The following is a 26,429-nucleotide window of genomic DNA, read 5'->3' as shown; positions in this document are numbered from 1 at the left end:
GAACTATGTGTTCCCCTCGGGCCCGATCCTCGGACCTCTTGACATGGGTCTTAGTAATGTCCTGGTGCATTCGAGAAGTTTCAACGCTCGCGAAAGGTGAACACGTGCCGAGAGTCGACAAGGAATCCACGACGGTGACGGAAAAGTCGGAGGAAACGGCCGCCAAGACCTCCACCGCTGGATCCAAGACCACTGCGGCGTCGAAGGGAGCCAAGAAGACGACGAAGACATCGGCTTCAGCGACCGCCGCGGCGACCGGGACCAAGCAGACCACCGCCGCCCGCAAGACGGCGACGGCCAAAACTGCTGCCACGAAATCGACGGCAGCCAAGGTGGCGAAGACCACCGGAGCAAAGACCACCGTGGCGAAGAAGACTGCTGCGAAGACCACCAAGGCCGGCGGCGCGAAGAAGAAGTCCGACGATGTGCTCGAAGCGGGCGAGACCGTCGAGCCGGCAACCGACACACTCGGAACCGAACAGAGCCCCGCCGAGGCGACTGAGACGAAGAACTCCGAAGAGAAGGAGAAGAACGCCGCGGTCACCGAAGCAGGCGGCTTCATCGTCTCCGATGCCGACGAAGAGGACGCACCTGCACAGCAGGTCGTGTCTGCCGGCGCCACCGCTGACCCGGTCAAGGACTACCTCAAGCAGATCGGCAAGGTCGCACTGCTCAACGCGGCCGAAGAGGTCGATCTGGCCAAGCGCATCGAAGCCGGCATGTATGCCGAGCATCTGCTCGACGCCGGTGGCATCACCGAACCGCGCGAATCCATGGACTACAAGTGGATCATCCACGACGGCCGCATCGCGAAGAACCACCTCCTCGAGGCCAACCTGCGTCTCGTGGTCTCGCTGGCCAAGCGCTACACCGGTCGTGGAATGCTCTTCCTCGACCTGATCCAGGAAGGCAACCTGGGCCTCATTCGTGCAGTCGAGAAGTTCGACTACACGAAGGGATTCAAGTTCTCGACCTACGCCACGTGGTGGATTCGTCAGGCCATCACCCGCGCCATGGCTGATCAGGCTCGTACCATTCGCATTCCGGTGCACATGGTCGAGGTCATCAACAAGCTTGCTCGCGTCCAGCGCCAGATGCTGCAGGATCTCGGACGGGAACCAAGCCCAGAAGAGCTTGCCAAGGAACTTGACATGACACCTGAGCGTGTCGTGGAGGTTCAGAAGTACGGTCGCGAGCCGATCTCTCTGCACACTCCGCTCGGCGAAGACGGTGACTCTGAGTTCGGTGACCTCATCGAAGACTCCGAGGCCGTCGTCCCGTCGGACTCGGTCAGCTTCACGCTGCTGCAGGAACAGCTCCACTCGGTTCTCGACACCTTGTCCGAGCGTGAGGCCGGAGTCGTGTCGATGCGCTTCGGACTCAACGACGGCCAGCCGAAGACTTTAGACGAGATCGGCAAGGTCTACGGCGTCACGCGTGAGCGCATCCGCCAGATAGAGTCGAAGACCATGGCGAAGCTGCGGCACCCCTCACGCTCACAGGTTCTGCGCGATTACCTCGACTGAGTCGGCTGCCGACAGCCTGGGCTGCACTCTGGCTCTGAGCCGGTGACAACGATCGCCTGCGGACGCGAATTCCCGCGACCGCAGGCGATCTCTCTGTTCAGGGACGTCTCTCTTTGAGACGTCGTCTTGCCTTTCAGGGAGTCCTCTGGTCGCGATGAGGTTCAGTACCAGTCGACGATGCCGTCCATCAGCGCGTCAGCATATTTCTGCTGACCGGATTTCGATTCCATGGACTTGGCTTCGTCTGGGTTGCGCATCTCGCCGCACTCGACGATGACAGCAGGCACGGAGGCGTTGTTGAGCCCAGCCAGGTCCGGACGCCGACTGATCGCGTCCTTTCCATAGGCGCTGTTGGGTGTGAAGGGGCCGGAAAAAGCCTTGCTCATGGCATCGGCAAGACGGTTCGAGTCGTCCTCGACGGTATCCGAACTGCCTGGTTCGGCCACAATGACATGAAAGCCCTTTGTCGTGGACGATTCGCTTCCGTTGGCATGGATGCTGACCATGAGGTCGGCATCATCGGCGAATGTGCCGCGCTCATCGACGCAGGGGCCAACGCCATCATTGTCATCGCGACTCATCACCACCTTCGCTCCGGCGTCTTCGAGATCCTTCTCGAGCTTCTGAGCGACTCCCCAGTTGAAGTCGGTTTCGGGAAAGTCGGAGTTCGTCGAGGTACCTGTGGTGTTGCAGGCCTTGGTTCCACCGCGACCATCCGGCACCGGGCTCGCGATCTCGCTCGGGTGTGAGGCATTGCCTCCATTATGGCCGGGATCAATGGCGATTGTCCGTCCGCTGAGATCGACGGCAGGCTCCGTGGTCGGGGTCTTCTGTGTCTCAGCACTCGCAGAACGCTCCGTTCCCTCGGGTGCGGCCGAAGCGGAGGGGGCTGAGGTGGAGGCGGCCGCATCTTCCTGCGGCTCCGGTCCGCACGAGGTGAGGGTGGGAAAGGCGAGTGCTGCACACACCAGGGGGACTGCGAGGCTGCGACGTGGAGACATAGTGCCATTGTTCCAGCAAAGATGCTTTGCGCAGGAGGATTCGGCAGAATCGAAGCGAGACACGGCTCGCAATGGCCGGGACAGAGTCGACTGAGCGATTAGAATTTAATCGAACGAGAGGAAACGTGTGGAAGAGGAAAGTTACGGCGCCAGGCATCTGTCCGTCTTGTCGGGTCTCGAAGCGGTTCGCAAGCGTCCGGGCATGTACATCGGGACCACTGATTCCCGAGGGCTGATGCACTGCCTGTGGGAGATCATCGACAACGCTGTTGATGAGGCTCTGGGTGGTTTCGGCAAATCGATCCTCATCGAACTGGAACCAGATGGTTCGGTGGCTGTCACAGACAGCGGCCGTGGCATCCCCGTGGACATTGAGCCCAAGACCGGTTTGACCGGCGTCGAGGTTGTCCTGACCAAGCTCCACGCCGGAGGCAAGTTCGGCGGCAGCTCATATGCCGCATCCGGCGGCCTGCACGGAGTCGGCGCCTCAGTCGTCAATGCGCTCTCTGCTCGCCTCGATGTCGAAGTCACCCGAGGGTCGAAGGTTCACAAGATGTCCTTCCGTCGCGGAGTGCCGGGACGATTCGATGACTCGTCCGGTCAGCCGGGGCCAGACAATCCGTTCGAAGAATTCCACGAGCCGACCGGGCTCGACGTCGTCCGCAAGGCGAAGAAGGGAGTCACCGGAACCCGCGTCCAATACTGGGCCGATCCGCAGATCTTCCTGTCCAAAGCTCAGTTCGACTACCAGCATCTCGTCGAGCGCGCTCGTCAGACGGCATTCCTCGTCCCCGGTCTCGAGCTGCGGATCGAAGACCGCCGTGGAGTCGCACGTGACGAGACCGGTGAAGTCATCGCCGAACGACTCGAGGTCTTCCGCTTCGACGGCGGCATCACCGAATTCGTCGACCACCTGTCGATCGATCCGCCGATGACGGACACCTGGCGTCTGCAGGACACCGGGAAATTCAGTGAGACAGTTCCGGTGCTCGATTCCTCGGGCCATCTGGTCTCGAAGGAGGTTGAACGCGAGGTCGGTGTCGACATCGCTCTGCGGTGGGGGACCGGCTACGACACGAAGGTGAAGTCCTTCGTCAATGTTGTGTCCACTCCGCACGGCGGAACGCACTTGTCCGGCTTCGAACAGGCCAGTCTGAAAGCGATGCGCAAGGCCGTTGAAGCCAATGCCCGCAAGCTCAAACTGGGCAAGGACAAACTCGAAAAGGACGACGTCCTGGCTGGGCTGACCGCCGTGGTCACGGTGCAGTTGGCAGAACCTCAGTTCGAAGGACAGACCAAGGAAGTCCTGGGTACGGCTGCGGTGAGGCAGATCGTGGCGAAGACGGTCGAGAGGCAGCTGGGCGACATACTGTCCTCGACCAAACGCGCAGAGAAGCAGCAGGCGGCCGTCCTCATGGAGAAGGTCGTCGCCGAACTCAAATCGCGCATCTCGGCGCGCACGCACAAAGAGAATCAGCGTCGCAAGACGGCACTCGAGGCATCGTCTCTGCCTGCCAAGCTCTACGACTGCCGTGACAACGGGGTGGAGAACACGGAGCTGTTCATCGTCGAGGGTGACTCCGCGATGGGGACGGCGAAAGCTGCTCGCAACTCCGACCATCAGGCGCTGTTTCCGATCCGCGGCAAGATCCTCAACGTGCAGAAGGCATCTCTGTCTGACATGTTGGCCAATGTCGAATGTGCCGCTCTGATTCAGGTCATCGGGGCGGGGTCCGGCCGCAGCTTCGACATCGATGCCGCCCGCTACGGGCGTGTCATCATCATGACCGATGCCGACGTCGACGGTGCCCACATCCGTACCCTGCTGCTGACCCTGTTCTTCCGCTACATGAAGCCGCTGGTCGAACAGGGGCGAGTGTTCGCCGCCGTTCCACCGCTCCACCGCGTGGAAGTGGTCACGAAGCGAGGAACACCGAACGATGTCATCTACACCTACAGCGAGGCAGAGCTCCAAGCGCTGCTGAAGAAGCTGGAGAAGTCGAAGAAGACGTACAAGGAACCCATTCAGCGCTACAAGGGCCTCGGCGAGATGGATGCCGACCAGTTGGCGGAGACGACGATGGATCCGAGTATGCGCACACTGCGTCGGGTCACAATGGCCGATGCCGAAGCGGCGGAGAACACCTTCGAGCTCCTGATGGGTTCCTCCGTTGGCCCGCGCAAGGAATTCATCGTCTCGGGGGCCGCTGTCCTCGACGCCGAGCGCATCGACAGCTGAACCGAACGAGGTGGGGCCCCGCCAGCTGAACTACGGTGTTCAGCTAGGCGGCGCTCCCGTCCAGCTCAGATTCCGGCGGCGATCGGAGCGAAGAGCAGCAGACTGGGGACGAGCAGCAGTCCCAGTGCGACGAGGCTCGACGTCACACGCACCGGGATCCGCGCAGGGTCCAGCGGACGCGAAAGTCGGTCGATTCTCTGAACCGAAAGGTCGCTGCGGTGTTCCGGGCTGATGCCTGCTGCTTCACGCACCGCTTGGGCCAGAATCGCAGGATCGACATGTTCACGCGCCTGGTCATCGGCCATGAGTTCAATCTGACCATTGATGGAGTTGAGTCCGATCGCCGTGGCCGAGAAGAACGGCAGGGCGCGATGCCATGCGGCAAAGGGAATGACCAGCACGTCGTGGCGAAAATCCAGGTGGGCTCGCTCGTGGGCGATGACAGCAGTGCGCTCGTCCTCGCTGAGGACTTCGAGCAGACCGGTGGAGAGAACCGCAGTGCCTTTGCGCGGTCCCTGCGGCAGACAATAGGCCACAACCTCGTCGGTCGTGATGATCCGCGTATCCGGGTACGTGGCAGACGGTTCGCTGAGCAGATGCAGGATCTCATCATGACGAACGCGAGTCTTGCGCGCTGAGTAGAACGTCAGCGCCAGACAGCCCAGCAGGCGCGCGATGAGCGCCACCGCGATGATGAGGAAGATCCAGCCGAAGACCGTGAGGGTGGTGTGCGACTCTCCTCTGGCGAGCTGCCACAGTCCCTCAGGCAGGCTGCGCGAGTCCGGAGCCACGGCGAAGGCCAAAGCCGTACCGATAAGTGAGAGGCCACCGGAAAGGCCCACGGCCTGCCACAGAATGACTTTCGAGATAGGGTCTCCGCGAAAACGAGACAGCGCAGCCGGGACCGGCCACGCTAAGAGAAATGCAAGTACCGCGAGGACGGATCCCACGATGCTCATGCTCGGGAACTACCTGCTTCAGGAGTTGGTTGAGTGATTGCGTCCCAGCAGATTGCGCAGAGCCTTCGTATCGGCCTCCGACACAGTGCCCAGGAAGCGGGCGAGAACGGCCTGGCGATCAGGTGCCTGTGACAGAACTTCGGTCATCAGCTCTGCGACATGGTCTTCGCGTGTTGACACCGCGAGGTAGCGGTGCGGGCGGATGCTGCGATCGCGAGTGACGAAGCCCTTCTTCTCCAGTCGAGTGAGGACGGTGTGGACGGTGGTCAGTGCGAGGTCGCGTGCTGCGAGCACATCGCGGAGCTCGGCCGCGCTCAACCCATCATCATGTACCCAGATGGCGTCCATGACGCTGCGTTCGAGTTCGCCCAGTGTTCCCACGGTGTCCTTGTCCTTCGAGGAGATGCTTCTTCTTGCCAGATCAGTCTAACTCTACAGGCTGTCGAATTCCATGTGAGATCAACAGCAATCCGCTTCGTGGCCGCTGTGGGTGCGGCTTTCGGGCCGGTTTCGTCCGCCCGCCTATTCCGTCGGAGTAGGGTGAGCGCAAACGGGCAATGACGCTCATTCTGGGACGGCAGATCTTAGTGGGCAGAATATTGCCGCAACGTCCTCTACGTGTTGTAGAATTCTACGTGTTGTAGAAATTAGGTCTTCCACGAACGGAGTTCCCATGGACCTGGATCCGGTTCTCATCGGGCGCTGGCAATTCGGCATCACCACCGTCTATCACTTCTGGATGGTTCCGCTCACCCTCGGCCTTGGCATGCTCGTCGCGATTCTGCAGACCAGGTACCACCGCACCGGCAACGAAATGTACCTGCGCAGCACCAAGTTCTTCGGCAAGCTCTTCCTCATCAACTTCATCATGGGTGTTGCCACCGGTCTGGTCCAGGAATTTCAGTTCGGCATGGCATGGAGTGAGTACTCCCGCTTCGTGGGCGACGTCTTCGGTGCGCCTCTGGCGCTGGAGGCTCTGCTCGCGTTCTTCCTGGAGTCCACGTTCCTCGGGCTCTGGATCTTCGGCTGGGGCAGACTCCCTCGTGCCGTCCACTTAGGCAGCCTCTGGTGTGCCGTGATCGGATCGTGGATCTCCGCCTACTTCATCATCGTTGCGAACTCATGGATGCAGCACCCCGTCGGTGTCGAGCTGGTCGAGGGCAGAGCGGTGATGACCGACGTCTGGGCAGTGCTGACGAACAACACGGCTCTCGCGGCCTACGCTCACACACTGTGCGGGGCGTTGGCCGTGGGCGGCAGCTTCCTGCTCGGAATCTCCTGGTATCACCTGTACCGCCGACGCAAGGACGGTATCGACACCATCGGGGCCGACGGAAAGGTCGTCGTCGGTTCCGCACCTGATGTGCCCGGCAGAGACGCCATCGACCATCAGGTCTGGATCCGGTCCCTGCGCATCGGGGCAGTCGTCGGCCTCGTGGCCTTCGTCGGAGTCGCGATCACCGGTGACATCCAGTCCAAGCTGATGTTCGAACAGCAGCCCATGAAGATGGCCTCAGCCGAGGCCGCCTGCCACGACGGCACCGAGTTCTCCGTGCTCACGATCGGCGATCCCTCATCCAACGACTGCGACGGGGTGGAGAACGTATTCGAGATCCCGGGGCTGCTCTCCTTCCTCGCCAAGGGTGACTTCAACACTCCGGTGCACGGCGTCACGACGCTGCTTCCTGACTACCAGGAGAAATACGGCACCCATCTGCCCGAGGACGAACGCTACGGCCAGCACTCGGGCGAGAAGATCGACTACCAGCCCATCATGATCGTCACCTACTGGGGCTTCAGGTTCATGATCGGGTTCGGCATGATCGCGGCAGGGGTCAGCGCGCTGGGACTGTGGCTGACTCGAAAAGGCACCGTCCCCGCCTCACCGTGGCTGATGCGCGGAGCGCTCCTGTCGATCACTGCCCCGTTCATCGCCAACTCCGCAGGCTGGATCTTCACGGAGATGGGACGTCAGCCGTTCGTGGTCGCGCCGAATCCCGCGCAGCTCGATGGCGTGTACATGTTCACTCAAGCGGCGCTGTCTCCTGAGCTCACCCCGGGGATGCTGCTGTTCTCATTGATCAGCCTCAGTCTCGTCTACGGCATTCTCATGGTCGTGGAACTGCGGCTGCTCATCGTCTACATCAGGGGAGGGGTCGCCTCGGCGATGCCGGAGGTCACGAAGACCAATCACACCCCAAAGATCACGAACGACGAAGACGACGTCCTGTCGTTCGCGTACTGAGGAGAAGTCACGATGGAAACTCTCGCTACGATCTGGTTCGTCCTCATCATCGTGCTGTGGATGGGGTATCTGTTCCTCGACGGCTTCGACCTCGGCGTCGGGATGCTCATGCCGGTGCTGAGCCGCACCGAACGGCAGAAACGGGTGCTGCTCAACACGATCGGACCGACCTGGGACGGCAACGAGGTATGGCTGATCACTGCTGCCGGTGCGACTTTCGCTGCCTTCCCCCATTGGTACGCCTCGCTTTTCAGCGCGCTCTACATCCCACTGACACTGTGCCTGCTGGCATTGATCTTCCGTGCAGTTGCGATCGAATATCGCGGCAAGGGCCACAGCGCGGTGTGGAAGTCCTTCTGGACGTGGGCCATGGCAGTGGGCTCGGCCGGAATCGCGTTCTTCATCGGTGCCATGCTCGCCATCACTTCCAGCGGGCTGCCCTTGAACGAACACGGTGACATCGTCGGCGGAGCCTTCGCCTGGATGGGATGGCCCGCGGTCCTGGGCGGCCTGGGAGGGGTCGGCTTCGCCCTCGTCCACGGTCTGATCTTCCTGGGGCTCAAGACTCAGGGCGACATCCGAGAGAAGGCTCAGCGGTGGGCGCGGAGACTGATGCTGCCGGGGTCGATCGGCTTCCTCATCTGGTTCGGGCTCTCCATCACCGCACGTCCGTGGCTCATTGCCTTAGTCGTCGTCGCCGTGATCGCGCTGGTGGCAGCGTACCTCGCGGTGCGTTCCGGGGCAGAGAAGCGAGCCTTCGCCCTCCACGGGATCTACCTCGTGGCGGGACTGGCCGCAGTGTTCGCCGGGGCCTATCCCAATGTCCTGCCCTCAACACTGGACTCGGCGAACTCGCTGACGATCGCCTCGGCCTCGTCATCGGACTACACCCTCACGGTGATGCTGGTCGTGACCGCTGTCTTCCTGCCGATCATCATCGCCTACCAGATCTACAGCTACCGCATGTTCCTGGGACGGATCGCCGAGACCCACATCCCGGAGGCACACCGCGTTCCGGTCGCGATCAGATCATGAGCTCGCCACTGCGGATCCTGCTCGATCTGCCGGCTGGACGGCGGGGACTCTGCCTCTCCGTGTTCAGTGCACTGGCGCGTGCCGTCGGCATCGTGCTCATCGCCGAGGCTCTGGTGCGTTCGATCATCGGCACGAGCCCTGTCGCAGTCTGGGCGGTGCTGGGACTGCTGGGGGCGGCACTGCGCGGAGCGAACCTGTGGGCAGATCACACCCTGGGCACGTCCCTGGCAGCGGTGAACAAACAGCGGCTGCGGTCCTCGATCCTCTCCTCGCTGCTGACCGGGCGCGGCCAGCCTCGCATGAACACAGCAGTCACCGTCACCCGCGGCATCGACGACCTCGACGACTACTTCACGACCGTGGTGCCGGCACTGGCCGCGGCGGCGGTGGTTCCGGTGACGCTGCTTGTGCGCATCGTGTTCACCGACGTCCTCTCGGCGGTCATCATCGCCCTGTGTCTGCCGCTGGTTCCGATCTTCATGATCCTCATCGGCCGCTTCACCGAGGAATCGACGGCAGCCAGCACCACGGCACTCGAGCGCCTGTCCGATCACCTCGCCGAGTTGGCCGAGGGCCTGCCCGTGCTCATCGGCCTGGGCCGATCCAGGGATCACGCGCGCACGCTGCGAGCCCTGGGGGAGAAGTACCACGGCGCCAACCTGGCAACGCTGCGCATCGCATTCCTCTCAAGCCTCGCCCTCGAACTCATCGCTACGATCTCCGTGGCCCTGGTCGCCGTCGTCATCGGCCTGCGACTGGTCTCGGGAACCATGGACCTGAGCTCCGGTCTCTTCGTCCTGCTCTTGGCACCCGAGTGCTTCACCCCTCTACGTGAGCTGGGCGCCGGCTATCACGCCAGCGAGAACGGCCGTGAGGCCCAAGCCCGGGCACATGCGCTGATCGAGAGCACCGAGAGCGAGACACATGAAGGGCCAGACCGGGACAGTGCGACCAGTGCCGAGGCCCATGACGAGACGACGGAGGTCCGTCACCGGGTCGTGTACCCGAATCGGACGACGATCGAGTGGTCCGGTGATTTCCGGGAGTCACCGGGCATCACCGCTGTCCGGGGGCCCTCAGGTGCGGGAAAATCGACGATTCTCTCGGCCCTGGCCGGCAACCTGCCCGCCCAGGCCCGCACCACAGTGGCACCTCGCCGAGTCGCGTTCGTCCCGCAGGCTCCACGATTCTTCGGTGCGACGATTGGGGCTGAACTCGATGTCTACGGTCTCTCACCCGATCTGCAGACTGCCGCTCTGAGCCGTGCCCGACTGTCCGTGGACACGCACCTGTCGACCTCGGCACTGAGTCCAGGTCAGCTTCGTCGACTCGCCTTCGTCCGTGTCCAGCACCTGATCGACGATGATGCGACAGCCCTCGTCCTCGATGAGCCGACCGCCCACCTCGACGATGAGAACGCGGAGATCATCATCGGCATGATCGCCGAGGCGGCCACACGTGTGCGTGTCATCCTGGCCAGCCATGACGACCGTGTCGTCGCACTGGCAGGGGACGAGATCGTGCCCAGCAGACCCAATGAACTCCACGGTGCACTCAGCGATTCGGCGACTGCGCACGCCCGTGCTCTGACCGCAGATTCGGGCACGGTTGCCCAGTCTGCTTCTGCGAATGTGTCCGAGGCAGCGTCTGCGGCGGGCGGGGAAGTTCCTGCCGTCCCGTCATCGGAGGATGGGACTCAGGGCACAGACACGGCGACGACGAACCGTGAGTTCGCAGCGGAAGAACCGCGGGCGAGGCTTCGCCGCCGTTGGTCGCTCCTGCGTTCGAGCATGCCTCTGTTCACCCCGAATATGATCATCGCGCTGCTCGCATCGTGCGCCTCGAGTCTGGCCGCGATCGCACTGACTGCGGTCTCCGCGTGGCTCATCGTCGAGGCTTCCTACCAGCCGCCCATCATGATTCTCCTCGTCGCCATCGTCGGGGTGCGATTCTTCGGGCTGAGCCGGTCCGTGCTGCTCTATCTCAGCCGCCTCAAACTGCACTCGGCGATCTTCGCCTCCTTGGGCAGGCTGCGCTCTCGTCTGTGGGAGCATTTCGAAGCGGTCGGAATGGGGGACCGGAAGCTGCTGACCTCCGATGCAGCGCTGCGCACCATGGTCTCCGATGCCGATGATGTTCGCGATCTGATTCCGCGGACGCTGTTCCCACCAATCGCCTCGGCGTTGGTCTTCATCGCGGTGCTCATCGCGGCCTGGGCCCTCGACCCGGCGTCGCTGCCGGTGTTCCTGATACTCGGCGGCCTCAACCTGATCCTGCTGCCGGCAGCCGTGATCAGGAGTGAGAGCGGTCTGGCCCGCGGCGTCCGAACTGCACGCAACCGGATCCTCTCTGTCCTGGCACGTGCGTTGAATGCCACAGCGGACCTGCGAACGAATCGCGGCGTGGGCACGGTTCTGACAGCACTGGGCCGCGAAGAGCAGGAACTGCGCCGTGTGCAGCGCCGCTCGTCCCACCACCTCGGCATCGCCCAACTCTGGCTGCAACTGAGCACGGTCGGGGCCGCGGTGCTCATCGCCTTGACCTCATCGGCACCGACCGAGATCCGGGCCGTCGTCGTTCTCATTGCGCTGGGGTGCGCGGATGTCTTCTCACAGTCGATGCTCGCATTCCGTGCGCTGCCGAGCCTCGGTGTCGTTCTCGACCGTCTCCCCGCAATGCCACCGGCCCGGTCGGAACGTTGTAGCTCAAACGAGAACGGCACGTGGGCGAGCAACGGGGGCGAGCGTGCTGCTGGCAGCTCCTTCACCGCCCTCAATTTGGAAAGCATGAGCGTCGGATGGGAAGCCGGCCCCGTCGTTGAAGACGTGGATCTGCGTGCTCGGACGGGGCAGTGGACGGTTCTCCACGGTGACAGCGGGACGGGCAAGTCAACGACACTGAGCGTGCTCCTGCGCTTCCTCGACCCGTGGACCGGCAGCTATCGTGCCGAAGACGAAGCAGGCCGCGAGACGGATGTGCTCAGCCTTGCACCGTCAGACCTCGCAGGGAGGATTGCGTGGTGTCCCCAGGAGGCGCACATCTTCCGGTCGACGGTGAGAGGTAATCTCGCGATCGCACGTTCGGGCACACCCACCACAGAGGAGATGTGTGAGGCTCTGACCCGCGCTGGCCTCGGCGAATGGGCAGATGCCGCTGGCCTGGACCTGTGGGTCGGCGATCACGGTGCTGACATCTCCGGCGGGCAGCGTCAGCGGCTGGCCGTGGCCAGGACGATCCTGAGCGGGGCCGAAGTGATCGTCCTCGACGAGCCGACGGCTCACCTCGACGATGAGATGGCTCATCGGCTGGTGGCTGATCTGCGGATGAGCCTGGACTCACACGCCGTTGTGATGGTCACTCACGATCGCAGTCTGATCGCTGAGGGCGATCGACTGGTCGAGTTGGGAGACGAACTCAGTCGCGCTTCGAGCCGAACATGATCTCGTCCCAGCTGGGAATGGATGCGCGGCTGTTCTTCTTCGACTTCGCCTTCGACTCAGGGTCCTTGTACTGATTCGAATCTTCGCTGACTCCAGGCTCATTGAGCAGAGACAGCTGGTTGTCGTCATCGAATCTGCCGACCTCCTGGGTCGGTTCCTGAGGTTCGTCCGGGTCCGGCCTCGAAGGATCTTCGAAGGCGAAGACCTCGTCATCGGTCGCGTCCTCCGGCCGACCCGGTGCGGTGTGCGCACCCTGTGGGTGGGTCTCGGGGTCCTCGGTGACGGCGCGGAGCCGACCTCGGGGTTCGTCCTCTTCCTCATGGCGACGCCGCTTGCGCAGATTCTCCAAGATCCGGCCGGTCTCGGCCTGGTGGTCGCGGGCGGCGGGAGAGGGCTCGGATGAAGCCGGAGGAGCGGGCGGAGTGTCGATCTCCTCGGTGTTCTTCTGTCGTTCGGCGCCGGTACCGTAGTTCGGGATGGGGCCCGTATCCGTCGGACCGGAATCTGCCAACCACTTCGCTTCGTCGTCGATGGGTGTCAGTGACCGGCGGTAGTAATTCCATCCGGCCGTGCGAGTCCGATCAGCGGCAGTGAAGCTGAGCTGGATGTACCAGTTGCCGTCCTGCTGCTTCCACGCATCCCAATCCATGGTCTCGATGTCGACGTCGCGCATCGCCAGACGGGTCTGGCACAGCTCCACCAGGGGAGTCGGGTCGCCATTGGGGTCATGATCGGAATAGATCGGATGCTGGCTGGCGGTGTACGCGGTGTGTGCGCGTTCGGCCAGGGCTGGTCGCTCGTAGGTGCGGACCTGTTCGATATCGGCACCTGTGGAAGCAATGACTTCCTCTGCGCTCATCCCGCCGCGGATCATCGCCTGGATGTCCCGGGGGCGCACAGGGGTCTCGGGCTTGACTGTGGTGCGGTCCTTGCGGACAGCGGCGTACAGAGCTTCGTCGAGAGCCAATCGATACTGCAGCCCGTTTTCGTCGTTCAGCAGCAGATGTGTGCCGTCGGCGTCGACTCCGTTCAAGATCAGTTCACGCATGCCTTAAGCTCCTTTATCGCGTCTCCCTGCATCGTGTCACGTTCGGCACCGCGTGTTGGGCAGATTTGCGCGCGAGTCGCGAAATGCCCACCGCGAACGGCCAGCGGGCCATCGGCAACAGTCAGCGCGCAATCGGCAACGGCCAGAGGGCTATCGGTCCATGAACCGATCTCTGGTCAGAACGGTGAGAGGAACTGACTCACTGTATGGACAACGGGCGCGGCATCTCTACTGGCTGTAAAATCAGTAACTGTGAATAAGACTGCACCCATTGACACTCTCGTCCTCATGTCTTTCGGGGGACCGGAGGCTCCAGAAGAAGTCGTCCCTTTCCTCAAAAACGTCACCGCCGGTCGCGGAATACCGGAGGAGCGACTCGAAGAAGTCGGTGAGCACTACTATGGCTTCGGCGGAAAGTCGCCGATCAACGATCAGAACAAGGCGCTCCTGCAGGCATTGCGCGAAGAGCTCGAACGCCGCGGAATTGATACTCCACTGATTTGGGGCAATCGCAACTGGGAGCCGTACCTGACAGACGAGGTCCGTGCCGAGGCAGAGGCAGGAAGAACACGTTTTCTGTCCATCGACACTTCGGCGTACTCGTCGTACTCATCGTGCCGTCAGTACCGGGAGGACTTCGCCAAGACGATCCAGGAACTGTCAGCCGAGGGCACGACAGTCACGATCGACAAGATCCGACAGTTCTACAACCACCCTGGGTATGCCCAGGCCTGCGCTCTGCTTCTGAAGGAGGGGCTGGTCGACTTTGCGAAGCAGGTCGGGGCTCTAGATGCTGGGAAGCATCGGATACTGTTCGTCACGCATTCCATTCCCAACGTCATGCAGGACGCTTCTGCGGTGGCGACGAGCGGCTACCAGGCGCAGCACGAAGAGCTGATGGCCCACCTCCTCGAGGGACTCTCGGAATCCGAAGCACTTCCGGCGGAGCTGGTGTACTGCTCTCGTTCGGGATCCCCAGAGGTCCCTTGGCTCGAACCCGATGTCAATGATCGGATGAGGGAGCTTTCCGAAGACGGGGTCACCGGCGTCGTCCTCGTGCCGATCGGCTTCATCTCCGATCACATGGAAGTTGCCTTCGACCTCGACACCGAAGCGAAGGAGACTGCTGCCGAACTCGACTTCGCATTCACCCGCGTTGCGACAGTCGGAACTCATCCCCTGTTCGTCTCCGGGCTCGTCGACCTCGTCGAGGAGAGAATCGCACAGCTTCGCGGTGAGCAGACAGCTGCCCCTGTTATTGCCGGTTCCACAGCGCTGACTCCCGGCAGCGGCGCGTGCAGCATCGAATGCTGCCGAGGACGCATCGAACGAGCGACCGAACCCAACTGGCCGGCCTGAGAGAAGCCTCACCACGCCTCGTCAGCAAACAGAAATCCCTCCTCTGCAGAATTCGCAGGGGAGGGATTCTCAGTTGCTTCGGTCCTGGGGAGTCAGGACTCTTCGGGTGCAGGAATGATCGGAATGGCTCCGGTCTCTGCTGTGATGACGGCGGCTATGGGTCCTGTGTCCACATCATTGCGATCGGCGAGTTCCAAGAGATTCTGCAGGTCGTCGATGAGTGTCTCGACGAGATAGTCGTCTCCCTCGGACCGGGCTTCCTGGAGGCGATGACGGACATCGTCGATCCTGGTATCGAGTTGATTTGCGAATTCACTCATCGTGTATTCGTCCTTCCTCGGGTCGTCTCCCACGCATGGGGCGATCCCAGTTTCGTTCACCGACGATGTTCAATCGGCACTATTCGACTTATGCATTCTCGCAGAGCTTTTCGAGAGTCGTATGTGCGAACCGTCACGAACTGACACATCAGTGACGAGTATCACTGTGAACATTCACGATCTGGTCTTGCCAACGGTAAGCATACAGTGCACAATGCTGGGGACACGTTTGGCGAGAGGGGCCGAAAATCCTCTTCAGCACACCCGACAGAGAGCGATGAGCCATATGGCAACAGACTACGACGCACCTCGTAAGCAAGACGATGAAATCAAAAGCGATTCGATTGAACAGCTGAAGGCTTCACGCTCGCAGGCGCAGGCCAGCAAGATTGACGAAGATGAGACCGCGGTTGCGGAAGGGTTCGAACTGCCCGGTGCGGACCTGTCGAACGAAGAGCTCTCCGTTCGAGTGCTGCCTAAGCAGAATGACGAGTTCACCTGCATGGAATGCTTCCTGGTCCGCCATCGCTCTCAGTTGGCCAGTGATGAAGGCGGAGTCCCCATCTGCACGGACTGTGCTGGCTGAAACAACTGTCGGATGATACAAGAACGCGCCCTTGTCGGGGCGCGTTTCTGTATCTCTGGCACCTGGTATCCCTGCCTGTGAACGTGTCTGCCGTCTCCGAGCGGTGCAGCTGGTCTCAGGGTTTGAGTGCGGCGGCGAGTTCCATCGGACGTTTGCTCGACACCAGCCAATAGGGAGTCGGATCGGACTCATCGTGGATGTCGATGCGCACCGCGCATTTGGCCCAAGGACGCAGCATCAAAAAGGCTCGGGCGTCGAGGCCCGTTCCCCGCGCGGTTCGTGCAGATTCAGCGTCGTACCCCGTGGCATCGGTGACGTAACGGCGATCAATATGCGCGTCCCCGACGAAGAGCTGTTGTTCGGTGACGATGATCGAAATACCGAGCGAGCGCAGCCACCAGGCCAGAAGGACGAAGCTGACCACTGGGAGGATGATGGTGCCTGCCGTCCACACGGGGAACACCATCAGTGCGGTCGAGGCCGCAGCGATCACAATGAGAATCCACATACCGATCGAGGGGCCGAGTTTTTCCGTGTAGACCACACGTGTTTCGGGTTGAGTCGTTGCCATAGGGCCATTCTCCCATAACGGACTTTTTGGAAGCGCTCAGGCTTCGGCGTTAGAGTGCATCTTTGTGGCAGAAATCCTGAAAATTGACCTCAAACTGCTCGACGCAGGCATCACTCCTCCTTCGTACGCGCATGCGTCCGACGCGGGAGCAGATCTATGCTCAGCGATCGACTTCGTTCTCGAACCATTTGAGCGCAAGGTTGTGCCCACCGGCATTGCAATCGCCCTCCCGATCGGTACCGCAGGATTCGTCCATCCGCGCTCTGGGCTGTCCAGCAAACACGGCGTGACTGTGATCAACGCCCCTGGCACGATCGACGCCGGCTATCGCGGTGAGATCAAAGTGCCGCTGATCAACCTCGACGCGCGGACCCCGGTGCGCATCTCGCGCGGAGACCGCATTGCACAGCTCGTCATCCAAGAAATCAAACAAGCAGACTTCACCCTCGTCGAATCGCTGGACGACAGCGATCGCGGCGCAGGGGGCTTCGGCTCCACTGGTGGGGTAAAAGCAGGTCTGACAGAGAAAGAGGTGTGAACGACCATGGGACTGTTCTCTCGATTCTCCAAGAAATCCTCCGCTGAGAAGATCGACGACACCGTCGACGAGGAGCGCGACGTCGATGACGTTGCGACAGAAGACACCGAGGCCGAAGAATCGACTGACATCGATTCAGACGAAGCCGAACCGAGCGACGCCGACAACTCCACCGATGACGAAGACGCCGCCGAAGATGAAGATGTCGACGAACTCGACGAGGACGCCCTGCTCGAGAAGTCCGCTCCCTACGACCGTTCGGAGAAGGGTCCCTTCGACGCTTCGGAAGACTACCCCGAGCTCAACAGGCTCGACCTGGGTGCTCTCAAGGTGCCAGTCGTCGACGGTATGCAGGTGCGCCTGGACACCGACGACGAGTCCCAGCGCGTGCTGGCGGTGACGCTCATCCACGAAGGTGGCGGAATCCAGCTGCAGGCCTTTGCTACACCGCGATCAGAGGGACTGTGGAACACGGTCCGCAAACAGCTGGCCAGCGGCGTCACCTCACAGGGTGGGGAAGCCTCGGAGCTGCACACCGCGCTGGGCAGGGAACTGGCCGTCGAAGTTTCAGCCAAGACCGAGGACGGTCGTCCCGGCAAGCGCGCCATGCGTTTCGCAGGCGTTGACGGACCACGCTGGTTCGTACGCGCGGTGTTCTCCGGCAAGGCGGTGACCAACGATGAGATCCGGTCCGAACTCAGCGCACTCTTCCGCGGCGTCATCGTCGACAGGGGCCAGGAGGCGATGGCTCCGCGTGAGCTCATCGTGCTCACAGCACCCGAGGTCAACGGAGATTCCGAGACTGAGGACGAAGACAAGGACGAACTCAACCCGTTCGAACGCGGCCCGGAAATCACCGAGGTTCGCTGAGATCCATGCTGGATCTCATCACACGCCTCGTGCGTGACTTCGGGTCCAGAGACGCTGAGGCGCGGGCCGATCTGAGACTGGTGTCCCAGATTCCCGGCGTCATCAGTGTGCAGGACCTCAGCCCACGGCAGCTCTCACGTATCGCCGGAGTCGTCAGCGCTGTGACGCAGTCATGCAGCGGCGACAGTCCCCGTCTGCACATCACGGTTGCTGACGGGACCGGCGAGGTCCATGCGCAGTTCCTGGGCCGCCGCGAGATCAGCGGAATCAAGCCCGGTGCACTCATCGTCCTCGAGGGGCGCTTCTGCGCACACGACGGTGCTTTGAAGGCCCATAACCCCGTCTATGAGCTGATCCAGACCCGCGACGACCACGAATAATTCTTTCTGGCGACGAGGCCAAGGCCTGAGATCTTCAGCTCAAGTCGCCGGAGCCTGCAGCAGGCTCAGCAGTGCGCCCTCCTGATCGGGTGAGGAGAGGAAGAACAATTCGTCCCCGGCCTCGATCACGTCATCGGCGCTGGGCGCGAAGGCTCTCGAGTTGCGGATGATCGCGACGAGCACCGTGTCCAGCGGGAAGGCGATTTCGCCGATCCGTGAGGCGACGAGCGCGGACGACTCATGAACGGTGAACTCCATCAGACCAGCCTGACCGCGTTCGAAGCTCATCAGATGCACCAGGCCGCCGACCTCGACGGCCTCCTCGACAAGTGCGGTCATCAGTCGTGGAGTCGACACTGCCACGTCGACTCCCCAGTTCTCGTCGAAGAGCCACTCGTTCTTCGGGTTGTTCACCCGCGAAACGGTGCGCGGCACACCGAACTCCGTCTTCGCCAGCAGAGACAGAACGAGATTGGTCTTGTCGTCACCGGTCGCGGCCACGACGACATCGGCCTCCTCGAGCTTGGCCTCACCCAATCCCGCCAGCTCGCACGCATCCGAAAGCAGCCATTCGGCCCCCGGTATGCGCTCATGGCCCAGAGCCTCCTTGCTCTGATCGATGAGCATGACCGTGTGCTTCTTGTCGAGGAGTTCCCGAGCCACTGAACGACCGACGGATCCGGCCCCTGCGATGACGACTCTCATTCTTCCTCCATTGCTCGCACCGGCTGGTCCAGGATCTTCTCGATCTCGCCGAGGCGGTCCACCGGGCACATCAGATGGACCAGATCCCCGTCCTGGAGGAGCAGATCCTCGTGAGCGAGGATGCCCTCGGACAGGCGTGTGACGTAGGCGACTCGTGCCTTGGTCCTGGTCTCGATCTCCTTGATCGGCCTGGCCACCCAGCCGGGATCGAGATGGACTTCGGCGAGCACGAGCCTGCCTGAAGGCTCGCGGAATTCGGTGATGGATCCCTGCGGAACGAGTTTGCGCATCACCTGGTCGGCCGTCCACCTCACTGTGGGAACGGTCGGAATGCCCAGTCGTTCGAACACCTGGGCGCGGTTGGGATCGTAGATTCTGGCCGCGACGTTGACCACGCCGAAGGTCTCCCGGGCGACACGCGCGGCAAGGATATTGGAATTGTCTCCGCTGGAGACGGCGGCGAAGGCGTAGGCGTCCGACGTCTTCGCCTGGGAGAGGGTCTCACGATCGAACCCGATGCCGGTGATGGTGGAACCGCTGAATTCCCTGCCGAGCTTGAGGAACGCATCGGGGTTGCGATCGACTACAGCCACCGAGTGCCCGTTGGCATCGAGGGCTTTGGCCAAGGACGCTCCGACTCGGCCGCAGCCCATAATCACGAAGTGCATGGGTAATCCTCTCCGCATTGATCTACCATTAGTGCCCGTGGCCAGCAGTTTTTCTGATGCCGTCAAAAGACTACTCGTTGGACGGCCCTTCCGCAGTGAGGACAGGCGTGCGCCTGCGCTGAAGAAGCGCATCGCAATGCCCGTCTTCGCCTCCGACATGCTCTCGTCCGTGGCCTATGCCCCCGACGAGATCCTACTGGCGCTGTCCCTGACATCTCTTGTCGCTCTGACTGTGGCGCCCTGGATCGGTGTAGCCGTCGGCGCGGTGATCTTGGTGATCGTCGCCTGCTATCGCATCAACGTCAAGGCCTACCCCTCGGGCGGCGGCGACTACGAGGTCGCGTCGAAGAACCTCGGGCCCCGTGCCGGTCTGGTCGTCGCCGCGGCCCTGCTGGTTGACTATGTGCTGACCCTGGCCGTGTCGATGACGGTCTTCGCCGCCTACATCACCACGGCCTTCCCAGTTCTGGCCCCATACCGTGTCCCCGTGGCGATCATCGGGATTCTGCTCATCACCCTGGCCGGACTGCGTGGTTCACGCGCCACCCCTGTGCTGCTTGCCGTCCCGACCTACCTGTTCCTCGGCGCTGTATTCCTCACCATGTGCGTGGGCCTGCTGCGGGTCGGCGCCGGCGACCTCCCGCAGGCGGAGACGGCCGATTACACCGTTGCCCACACGGGGATCAACGACGAGGCCACCCTCGGACTGGCGACGGTCCTCATCGTCCTGCGCGCCTTCTCCTCGGGGTCGGTGGCATTGGCCGGTGTGCAGACGGTGGCCACAGCGGTGCCCGCATTCAAGAAGCCGCGCGGCAAGAATGCCGGCAACACCCTGCTGCTCTCTGGCCTGCTGGCGGCCCTGATGCTCACCGGCCTGACCTATCTGGCGTCGGTGACCGGGGTCAAATACGTCGACGATCCGCATCTCTACCTGATGCGACCCGACGGCAGTGCGGTCAGCGCCGAATACGAACAGGAACCGGTGCTCGCGCAGCTGGCCCATGCCATCTTCGACAATGCACCCGTGATGTTCTACCTCGTTGTGCTCGTCGCAGCGCTCGTGCTCATCGTCGCCGCGAACACCGCGGTCGAAGGATTCCCCGGCCTCGCCTCCCGGCTGGCACGCGACGGATTCCTGCCCAGGCAGCTGGCGACGAAGGGCGATCGGCTGACGTTCTCCAACGGCATCTTGCTCTTGGCCTTCGCCGCGATCCTCCTCGTCGTCGCCACGCGAGCCTCGGCGACGACACTGATCCAGCTCTATCTCGTCGGCGTCTTCGCCAGCTTCGTCGTGGGTCAGGCAGGCATGGTCCTCCACTGGAACAAACGGCTGCGCCTGGTCATCGAGTCCAAGGCGCGCGTGCGGATGCACCTCAACCGTCTCGTCAACGGCGCCGGCTGCGTCATCGCCTCCGGCGTCCTGCTCGTCGTGATCGTTTCCAAGTTCCTCGCCGGTGCCTGGCTCGCGGTCGCGGCGATGGCCGGACTGTTCATGATCATGGGTGCGATCCATCGCCACTACTCCCGCGTGGCACGGGAACTGGCACCGGAGACGGACAGCGAATCCCGCACGATCCCGTCGAACACCCACGCGATCGTCGTCGTCAATGAGATCAACAAACCGACCCTGCGAGCCCTGTCCTATGCACGGGTGACACGCTCGAGCCAGCTCGAGGCCATCACCGTCGCCGTCGATGAGGACTCTGCCGCGGCCCTGCAGCGGCAATGGAACGAGATGGCGCTGCCCGTGCCGCTGACGGTCCTCGACTCTCCCTACCGAGAGCTCGTCAGGCCTCTGCTGGCGCATGTGCTGGCCATCCGGCGCAGATCCCCACGCGACCTCGTCATCGTCTACATTCCCCAGTTCATCGTCGGGCGCTGGTGGGAGCACATCCTGCACAACCAAGTAGCCTTGAAGCTGCGCACTCGTCTGCTGCTGGTCCCCAACGTCGTCGTGGTCTCCGTGCCCTGGCGGCTGCGTTCCTTCTCCCGGCAGTACGAGGGCGATGGACCCGAAAACGACAATCCACTGTACAGACAGGCCTGAACACCGATGAGCGCACCTTCAGCCGAAGAGATCCCGGCCATGGATCTGACCCTGCACATCGAGAGCCCCGCTGCCGGAGGCAGCAGCATCGCTCGCCACGAGGGGCAGGTCGTCTTCGTCACCGGTGCGATCCCGGGGGAGACAGTGCGTGCTCGCACCGAAGCCGGGCCGAAGGCGAAGTTCCTGCGCGCCGATGTCACCGAGGTCCTCGACGCCTCGGAATTCCGAGTCGATGACCGTCGCTCGCAGTTCCTCACAGAAGGCGCCGACGCCGGGGCGCTCTTCGGCGGGATGGAGTTCGCCCATGTCGACCTCGCCCACAGTCGTGAGCTCAAGGCCGAAGTCCTCCGCGATCAGCTCTCCCGGATCGGCCACATCGACCGCAGCGTCGAGGTGGCGGCCGCACCGGGGGAGACCACCGGCCTGAACTGGCGGACCCGCGTGCAGCTGGCCGTCGACGGCAACGGTCGCCTCGGCATGCTGGCACCGCGCTCCCACGACATCGTGCCGCTGACCGCCGCTCCACTGGCAACGTCTGCCATCGCCGAGGTGGCCCTGTCCTCACTGCGCCTGCCCGGTGCCGATCGACTTGAGTTCGCTTGGGCCGGTGATCGTGGAGCCGCCATCGTGCGCGGTGACTGTGATCCCTCCGGGCTCTCCGAGCTGGCGCAGATCCTGCCCTCGCAGTGGTCAGTTCTCGCAGACGCGCGAAACGGCACCGGCCGCAAGGGAGCCGGAACGAAGGGCGGACACTCGAAGCTGGCCGTGGTCAGGGGAGAGGACCAGCTGATCGAAACGGTCTCCGGGCGTGACTACCGGGTCGCGGCCGACGGATTCTGGCAGGTCCATGAACAGGCTCCGGGGCTGCTGAGTAAGAAGGTCAACTCCGCTCTCAGCGACCAGACGCAGATGATCACGGATCTCTACTGTGGTGTCGGGCTGTTGGGAATCAGTGCCGCCACCGCCACCGGTGCACGACTCTATGGGGTCGAAGGTGCGAAGTCCGCCATCGAGAACGCAAAAGTCAACGCGAAGGGCCTCACCGCGAACTTCGATGCGTCCCGGGCAGATCGGGCGAAGATCCCGAACTCAGACGTCATCATCCTCGACCCGCCGCGTGCCGGCGCCGGTAAAGCCGTCACCAGGGCACTCATCGAATCGAGCGCGACAACGATCGTCTACGTCTCCTGCGACGCCGCCACCCTGGCTCGGGACCTCGCGGTCCTGGTCAACGGTGGATTCGCCATTGACAGCCTCTCCGGCTTCGACCTGTTCCCACTCACCTCACACGTGGAAACTGTCACCGTCCTCAGACGGTGACAGTTGCGGGACGACGGCCCACCTCGGCGAGGGTGAGGGGTTGACGCGTTCCCACCTCGGCGGGGGAGGTCAGACTTGGGACCGCTGTGGGAGGAGGATGAGGACGATGAGGGCGATGAAAGTGGTCAGGAAGCCCCACAGCCCCCACCATCCGGAGGAGCGGCCCTTCTCGTCGGCTAGGGAACGGCAGATGACGGCGAAGATGATGCCCACGAGGAGTGCGCCGAATCCGAATCCGGCTCCGAGTGTGAACGGGTCCATGAGAGCTCCTTGCTCGCTGCTGTTGAGATGACTCCAGATTAGGGTTCTTCGACGCCGCTCCGCGCTGGAGTTGTCCGGACGCTCGCTTGGGGAAAACCCGATTCTCAGTTCACCGACAGGCCACCGTCAGAAGGTGGTCAAGGGCGGCCAAATGAGATAGAATTTATCTTGACGTCAAGATACTTTTGGAAACATTTGTGTCGCGTAAATCGGTGCGCGGCTCACGGGCTTGCCCGGTTTCTTGGATGAGTGTCGGATGAAACAGGAGAATCACGATGAGCAACGTCGATACGTTCAAATCGAAGAGCACCCTGACCGTAGGCGATACGGATTATGAGATCTATCGCCTGGATCAGGTCCCAGGGTCAGAGAAGCTTCCTTTCAGCCTCAAGGTGCTGATGGAGAATCTGCTGCGCACTGAAGACGGTGCGAATATCACTTCGGAGCATATCGAAGCCCTCGGCAACTGGGATCCCAGTGCCGAACCGGCTACGGAAATTCAGTTCACCCCCGCCCGTGTGGTCATGCAGGACTTCACCGGCGTGCCCTGCATCGTCGACCTCGCGACAATGCGCGAGAAGGTCGTCGAGCTCGGTGGAAAGCCCGAGCAGGTCAACCCGCTGGCTCCGGCCGAGCTGGTCATCGACCACTCGGTCCAGATCGACAACTTCGGCACCGCCGAAGCGATCGAGCTCAACATGGACATGGAGTACAAGCGCAACGGTGAGCGCTACCAGTTCCTGCGCTGGGGCCAGACGGCCTTCGACGACTTCAAGGTCGTTCCTCCAGGCATGGGCATCGTTCACCAGGTCAACATCGAGCACCTCGCACGCGTCGTCATGCCGCGTGAGGTCGACGGTGTGCTCCGCGCCTACCCGGACACCCTGGTCGGCACCGACTCCCACACCACCATGGTCAACGGCCTCGGAGTGCTCGGTTGGGGCGTCGGCGGCATCGAGGCAGAGGCAGCCATGCTCGGCCAGCCCGTCTCAATGCTCATCCCTCGCGTCGTCGGCTTCAAGCTGACCGGCGAGATTCCCTCCGGTGTGACCGCAACGGACGTCGTGCTCACGATCACCGATATGCTGCGTCAGCACGGAGCCGTCGGCAAGTTCGTCGAGTTCTACGGCGAGGGCGTCTCCGCGGTGCCTCTGGCCAACCGCGCGACGATCGGCAACATGAGCCCCGAGTTCGGTTCGACCGCTGCGATCTTCCCGATCGACGAGGTCACCATCGACTACCTGAAGCTCACCGGTCGTTCGGCCGAACAGATCCAGCTGGTTGAGGACTATGCCAAGGCCCAGGGCCTGTGGCACGACCCCAGCAAGGAAGTTGAGTACTCGGAGTACATCGAGCTCGATCTCTCCTCCGTCGTGCCTTCGATCTCAGGACCGAAGCGCCCGCAGGACCGCATCGAACTCTCCGACGCGAAGAACCAGTTCGCCAAGGACATCCACAACTACGCGAAGCCCGGCGAAGAGAACAAGTCGGCTCCCGTCACCACCGGCGACGGATCCAGCTTCGAACTGGCCAACGGTGCTGTGGCGATCGCTTCGATCACTTCGTGCACCAACACCTCGAACCCATCGGTGATGCTGGCTGCAGGCCTCCTGGCCCGCAATGCCCGCAAGCGCGGACTCAACTCCAAGCCATGGGTCAAGACCTCCATCGCTCCGGGTTCGAAGGTCGTCACCGAGTATTACAAGAAGGCCAACCTCATCGAGGACCTCGAGGCACTCAACTTCTTCGTCGTCGGCTACGGCTGCACCACCTGCATCGGCAACTCCGGACCGCTCGATTCCGATATCTCTCAGAGCATCCAGGACAACGACCTGGCGGTCAGTGCAGTTCTCTCCGGCAACCGTAACTTCGAGGGCCGCATCAGCCCCGATGTGAAGATGAACTACCTCGCCTCGCCTCCACTGGTCATCGCCTATGCTCTGGCCGGAACTATGGACTTCGACTTCGAGAACCAGCCTTTGGGCCAGGACTCGGAAGGCGTGGACGTCTACCTCAAGGATCTGTGGCCCTCGCCGGAAGAGGTCGAATCGGTCATCGCTTCGTCGATCTCGACAGATATGTTCGACGAGGAATACGGCCGGATCTTCGAAGGTGACGACCGCTGGAAGGCGCTGCAGACGCCAGAAGGCGCGATCTTCGAGTGGGACGATGAGTCGACCTACGTGCGCAAGCCAACCTTCTTCGACGGAATGGGCCTGGAAGCAGAGCCTGTTTCCGACATCAAGGGTGCACGCGTGCTGGCGAAGCTCGGCGACTCGGTCACCACCGACCACATCTCGCCAGCAGGTTCCTTCAAGGCTGATACTCCGGCCGGCAAGTACCTCATCGAGCACGGTGTCGAGCGCAAGGACTTCAACTCCTTCGGCTCGCGTCGCGGCAACCACGAGGTGATGATTCGCGGTACGTTCGCGAACATCCGCCTGCAGAACCAGCTCCTCGACGGAGTCCAGGGTGGCTTCACCCGCGACTTCACTCAGGAGGGTGGTCCGCAGACCTCGATCTTCGACGCATCCGTGAACTACGCGAAGGCCGAGACCCCGCTTGTCATCCTCGGTGGCAAGGAATACGGTTCGGGATCCTCGCGTGACTGGGCGGCCAAGGGCACGAAGCTCCTCGGCGTCGAAGCTGTCATCACCGAGAGCTTCGAGCGCATCCACCGTTCGAACCTCATCGGCATGGGCGTTGTTCCTCTGCAGTTCCCCGCCGGCGAGTCGGCTGACTCGCTGGGCCTCGATGGTACGGAGACCTTCTCGATCTCCGGCATCACCGAGCTCAACGAGGGCAAGACCCCCAAGACCGTCAAGGTCTCGGCCGCGAAGGAAGACGGAACCACCGTCGACTTCGACGCAGTGGTCCGCATCGACACCCCGGGTGAAGCTGACTACTACCGCAACGGCGGCATCCTGCAGTACGTGCTGCGTCAGCTCGCGACTGCCTGATAATTATCAGGACTGATTGAACGGTAATCAGGACTGATTGACGAAGGCCGGTGGGAACATCCCGCCGGCCTTCGTCGTGCTCGGGTGGCTATAGCTGGATGTCCATACCCTTTGTGTACGGTTGGGCAGGAGATGCCGGATTGCGCCAAGCCCTACCGTTGGCGCCAAGGCCTCCTGCAGGTGTGAAGTCCTCCCCGCGCCGCCTATGCCCACCATTGCTGCCAACTCATACCCTTGGCAGCGCAATACTGACCGTCAGTGCCTTAGGCAACCTCTGCTGAGAGTGGATTTGCGAGTGGCGGTGTTGGGTGCCGCGGGGGACTCTGCGCCGCTGAGCTCGGACGCGCTGAC

At 62.4% G+C, this 26,429-nt stretch carries 22 protein-coding genes; 13 read left to right on the top strand and 9 right to left on the bottom strand.

From position 1 onward, the window contains the following. Positions 1-104 precede the first annotated feature (104 nt). A complete protein-coding gene (locus CXR25_RS11160; RefSeq protein ID WP_009884385.1) occupies positions 105-1,526 on the top strand; it encodes an RNA polymerase sigma factor in 1,422 nt (473 codons plus the stop codon). A gap of 161 nt (positions 1,527-1,687) precedes the next feature. On the opposite strand, the gene CXR25_RS11155 is transcribed toward CXR25_RS11160, so the two are convergent. After that, a complete protein-coding gene (locus tag CXR25_RS11155; protein ID WP_069600300.1) occupies positions 1,688-2,527 on the bottom strand; it encodes an N-acetylmuramoyl-L-alanine amidase in 840 nt (279 codons plus the stop codon). 127 nt (positions 2,528-2,654) lie between these two features. Here CXR25_RS11155 and CXR25_RS11150 point away from each other — a divergent pair, with 127 nt between their 5' ends. Then, on the top strand, positions 2,655-4,766 hold the full coding sequence (locus tag CXR25_RS11150) for a DNA gyrase/topoisomerase IV subunit B (RefSeq protein ID WP_069600299.1): 2,112 nt from the start codon (positions 2,655-2,657) through the stop codon (positions 4,764-4,766). A gap of 65 nt (positions 4,767-4,831) precedes the next feature. Here the strand turns inward: CXR25_RS11150 and CXR25_RS11145 are convergent, their stop codons facing one another. Further along, entirely contained in the window at positions 4,832-5,725 is an 894-nt protein-coding gene (locus CXR25_RS11145) for a M56 family metallopeptidase (protein WP_096160784.1), read from the bottom strand. Between the two features lie 18 nt (positions 5,726-5,743). Beyond that, complete coding sequence (locus CXR25_RS11140; protein WP_009884389.1) at positions 5,744-6,106, bottom strand: BlaI/MecI/CopY family transcriptional regulator; 363 nt, start codon at positions 6,104-6,106, stop codon at positions 5,744-5,746. Positions 6,107-6,404: 298 nt separating this feature from the next. Between CXR25_RS11140 and CXR25_RS11135 the strand changes: the two genes are divergently transcribed. From CXR25_RS11135 to cydC, 3 genes are read left to right on the top strand one after another with little or no spacing between them, the layout of a single operon-like run. Then, positions 6,405-7,970 (top strand): cytochrome ubiquinol oxidase subunit I, encoded by a 1,566-nt coding sequence (locus CXR25_RS11135; protein WP_035279304.1) that lies wholly within the window; start codon positions 6,405-6,407, stop codon positions 7,968-7,970. Between the two features lie 12 nt (positions 7,971-7,982). After that, the gene (gene cydB / locus CXR25_RS11130; RefSeq protein ID WP_009884391.1) at positions 7,983-9,005 is read left to right on the top strand and encodes a cytochrome d ubiquinol oxidase subunit II; all 1,023 of its coding nucleotides are present in this window, start codon (positions 7,983-7,985) and stop codon (positions 9,003-9,005) included. Beyond that, positions 9,002-12,445, top strand: coding sequence for a thiol reductant ABC exporter subunit CydC (gene cydC / locus CXR25_RS11125; RefSeq protein WP_096167257.1), 3,444 nt, complete (start codon positions 9,002-9,004; stop codon positions 12,443-12,445). The genes cydB and cydC overlap by 4 nt, the downstream gene beginning before the upstream one ends. On the opposite strand, the gene sepH is transcribed toward cydC, so the two are convergent. Next, the gene (gene sepH, locus CXR25_RS11120) at positions 12,420-13,493 is read right to left on the bottom strand and encodes a septation protein SepH (RefSeq protein WP_029417479.1); all 1,074 of its coding nucleotides are present in this window, start codon (positions 13,491-13,493) and stop codon (positions 12,420-12,422) included. The two genes, cydC and sepH, sit on opposite strands and share 26 nt — an antisense overlap. Positions 13,494-13,745: 252 nt before the next feature. Here sepH and CXR25_RS11115 point away from each other — a divergent pair, with 252 nt between their 5' ends. After that, positions 13,746-14,852, top strand: coding sequence for a ferrochelatase (locus CXR25_RS11115; protein WP_009884394.1), 1,107 nt, complete (start codon positions 13,746-13,748; stop codon positions 14,850-14,852). A 92-nt stretch (positions 14,853-14,944) separates the two neighbouring features. Here CXR25_RS11115 and CXR25_RS11110 read toward each other — a convergent pair whose 3' ends face one another. Beyond that, entirely contained in the window at positions 14,945-15,172 is a 228-nt protein-coding gene (locus tag CXR25_RS11110; RefSeq protein ID WP_009884395.1) for a Med9 domain-containing protein, read from the bottom strand. A 286-nt stretch (positions 15,173-15,458) separates the two neighbouring features. On the opposite strand from CXR25_RS11110, the gene CXR25_RS11105 reads away from it, so the two are divergent. Further along, positions 15,459-15,758 (top strand): DUF4193 domain-containing protein, encoded by a 300-nt coding sequence (locus tag CXR25_RS11105; RefSeq protein ID WP_009884396.1) that lies wholly within the window; start codon positions 15,459-15,461, stop codon positions 15,756-15,758. Positions 15,759-15,873: 115 nt separating this feature from the next. Here CXR25_RS11105 and CXR25_RS11100 read toward each other — a convergent pair whose 3' ends face one another. Further along, positions 15,874-16,329 (bottom strand): DUF3093 domain-containing protein, encoded by a 456-nt coding sequence (locus CXR25_RS11100; protein WP_009884397.1) that lies wholly within the window; start codon positions 16,327-16,329, stop codon positions 15,874-15,876. A 64-nt stretch (positions 16,330-16,393) separates the two neighbouring features. On the opposite strand from CXR25_RS11100, the gene dut reads away from it, so the two are divergent. The 3 genes from dut to CXR25_RS11085 are packed head-to-tail and all read left to right on the top strand — an operon-like array spanning position 16,394 to position 18,117. Further along, complete coding sequence (dut, locus tag CXR25_RS11095) at positions 16,394-16,867, top strand: dUTP diphosphatase (RefSeq protein WP_009884398.1); 474 nt, start codon at positions 16,394-16,396, stop codon at positions 16,865-16,867. 6 nt (positions 16,868-16,873) lie between these two features. After that, positions 16,874-17,737, top strand: coding sequence for a DUF3710 domain-containing protein (locus CXR25_RS11090; RefSeq protein ID WP_125240550.1), 864 nt, complete (start codon positions 16,874-16,876; stop codon positions 17,735-17,737). Positions 17,738-17,742: 5 nt separating this feature from the next. Next, a complete protein-coding gene (locus tag CXR25_RS11085; protein WP_009884400.1) occupies positions 17,743-18,117 on the top strand; it encodes an OB-fold nucleic acid binding domain-containing protein in 375 nt (124 codons plus the stop codon). A gap of 39 nt (positions 18,118-18,156) precedes the next feature. Here the strand turns inward: CXR25_RS11085 and CXR25_RS11080 are convergent, their stop codons facing one another. Both CXR25_RS11080 and CXR25_RS11075 read right to left on the bottom strand, forming a co-directional pair. Next, positions 18,157-18,822 carry a potassium channel family protein gene (locus CXR25_RS11080; protein WP_009884401.1) on the bottom strand — a complete coding sequence of 222 codons (666 nt, stop codon included), beginning with the start codon at positions 18,820-18,822 and terminating at the stop codon, positions 18,157-18,159. Then, positions 18,819-19,490, bottom strand: coding sequence for a potassium channel family protein (locus CXR25_RS11075; RefSeq protein WP_009884402.1), 672 nt, complete (start codon positions 19,488-19,490; stop codon positions 18,819-18,821). The genes CXR25_RS11080 and CXR25_RS11075 overlap by 4 nt, the downstream gene beginning before the upstream one ends. Positions 19,491-19,626: 136 nt before the next feature. Between CXR25_RS11075 and CXR25_RS11070 the strand changes: the two genes are divergently transcribed. Both CXR25_RS11070 and CXR25_RS11065 read left to right on the top strand, forming a co-directional pair. Continuing rightward, positions 19,627-21,537, top strand: a complete 1,911-nt coding sequence (locus CXR25_RS11070; protein WP_009884403.1) for an APC family permease — start codon at positions 19,627-19,629, stop codon at positions 21,535-21,537. 6 nt (positions 21,538-21,543) lie between these two features. Continuing rightward, positions 21,544-22,857: a class I SAM-dependent RNA methyltransferase gene (locus CXR25_RS11065; RefSeq protein ID WP_125240549.1), complete on the top strand. Its 1,314-nt coding sequence runs from the start codon at positions 21,544-21,546 to the stop codon at positions 22,855-22,857. A 69-nt stretch (positions 22,858-22,926) separates the two neighbouring features. Here CXR25_RS11065 and CXR25_RS11060 read toward each other — a convergent pair whose 3' ends face one another. Then, positions 22,927-23,118 carry a hypothetical protein gene (locus CXR25_RS11060; protein WP_009884405.1) on the bottom strand — a complete coding sequence of 64 codons (192 nt, stop codon included), beginning with the start codon at positions 23,116-23,118 and terminating at the stop codon, positions 22,927-22,929. A 275-nt stretch (positions 23,119-23,393) separates the two neighbouring features. Between CXR25_RS11060 and acnA the strand changes: the two genes are divergently transcribed. After that, the gene (gene acnA / locus CXR25_RS11055; RefSeq protein WP_096158815.1) at positions 23,394-26,078 is read left to right on the top strand and encodes an aconitate hydratase AcnA; all 2,685 of its coding nucleotides are present in this window, start codon (positions 23,394-23,396) and stop codon (positions 26,076-26,078) included. Positions 26,079-26,429: the final 351 nt, after the last annotated feature.

Source organism: Brevibacterium aurantiacum, from assembly GCF_003932995.1.
In the GTDB taxonomy this organism is placed as follows: domain Bacteria; phylum Actinomycetota; class Actinomycetes; order Actinomycetales; family Brevibacteriaceae; genus Brevibacterium; species Brevibacterium aurantiacum.
The sequence above is the reverse complement of the archived record's forward strand: the minus strand, read 5'-3'. Positions and strand labels throughout refer to the sequence as shown.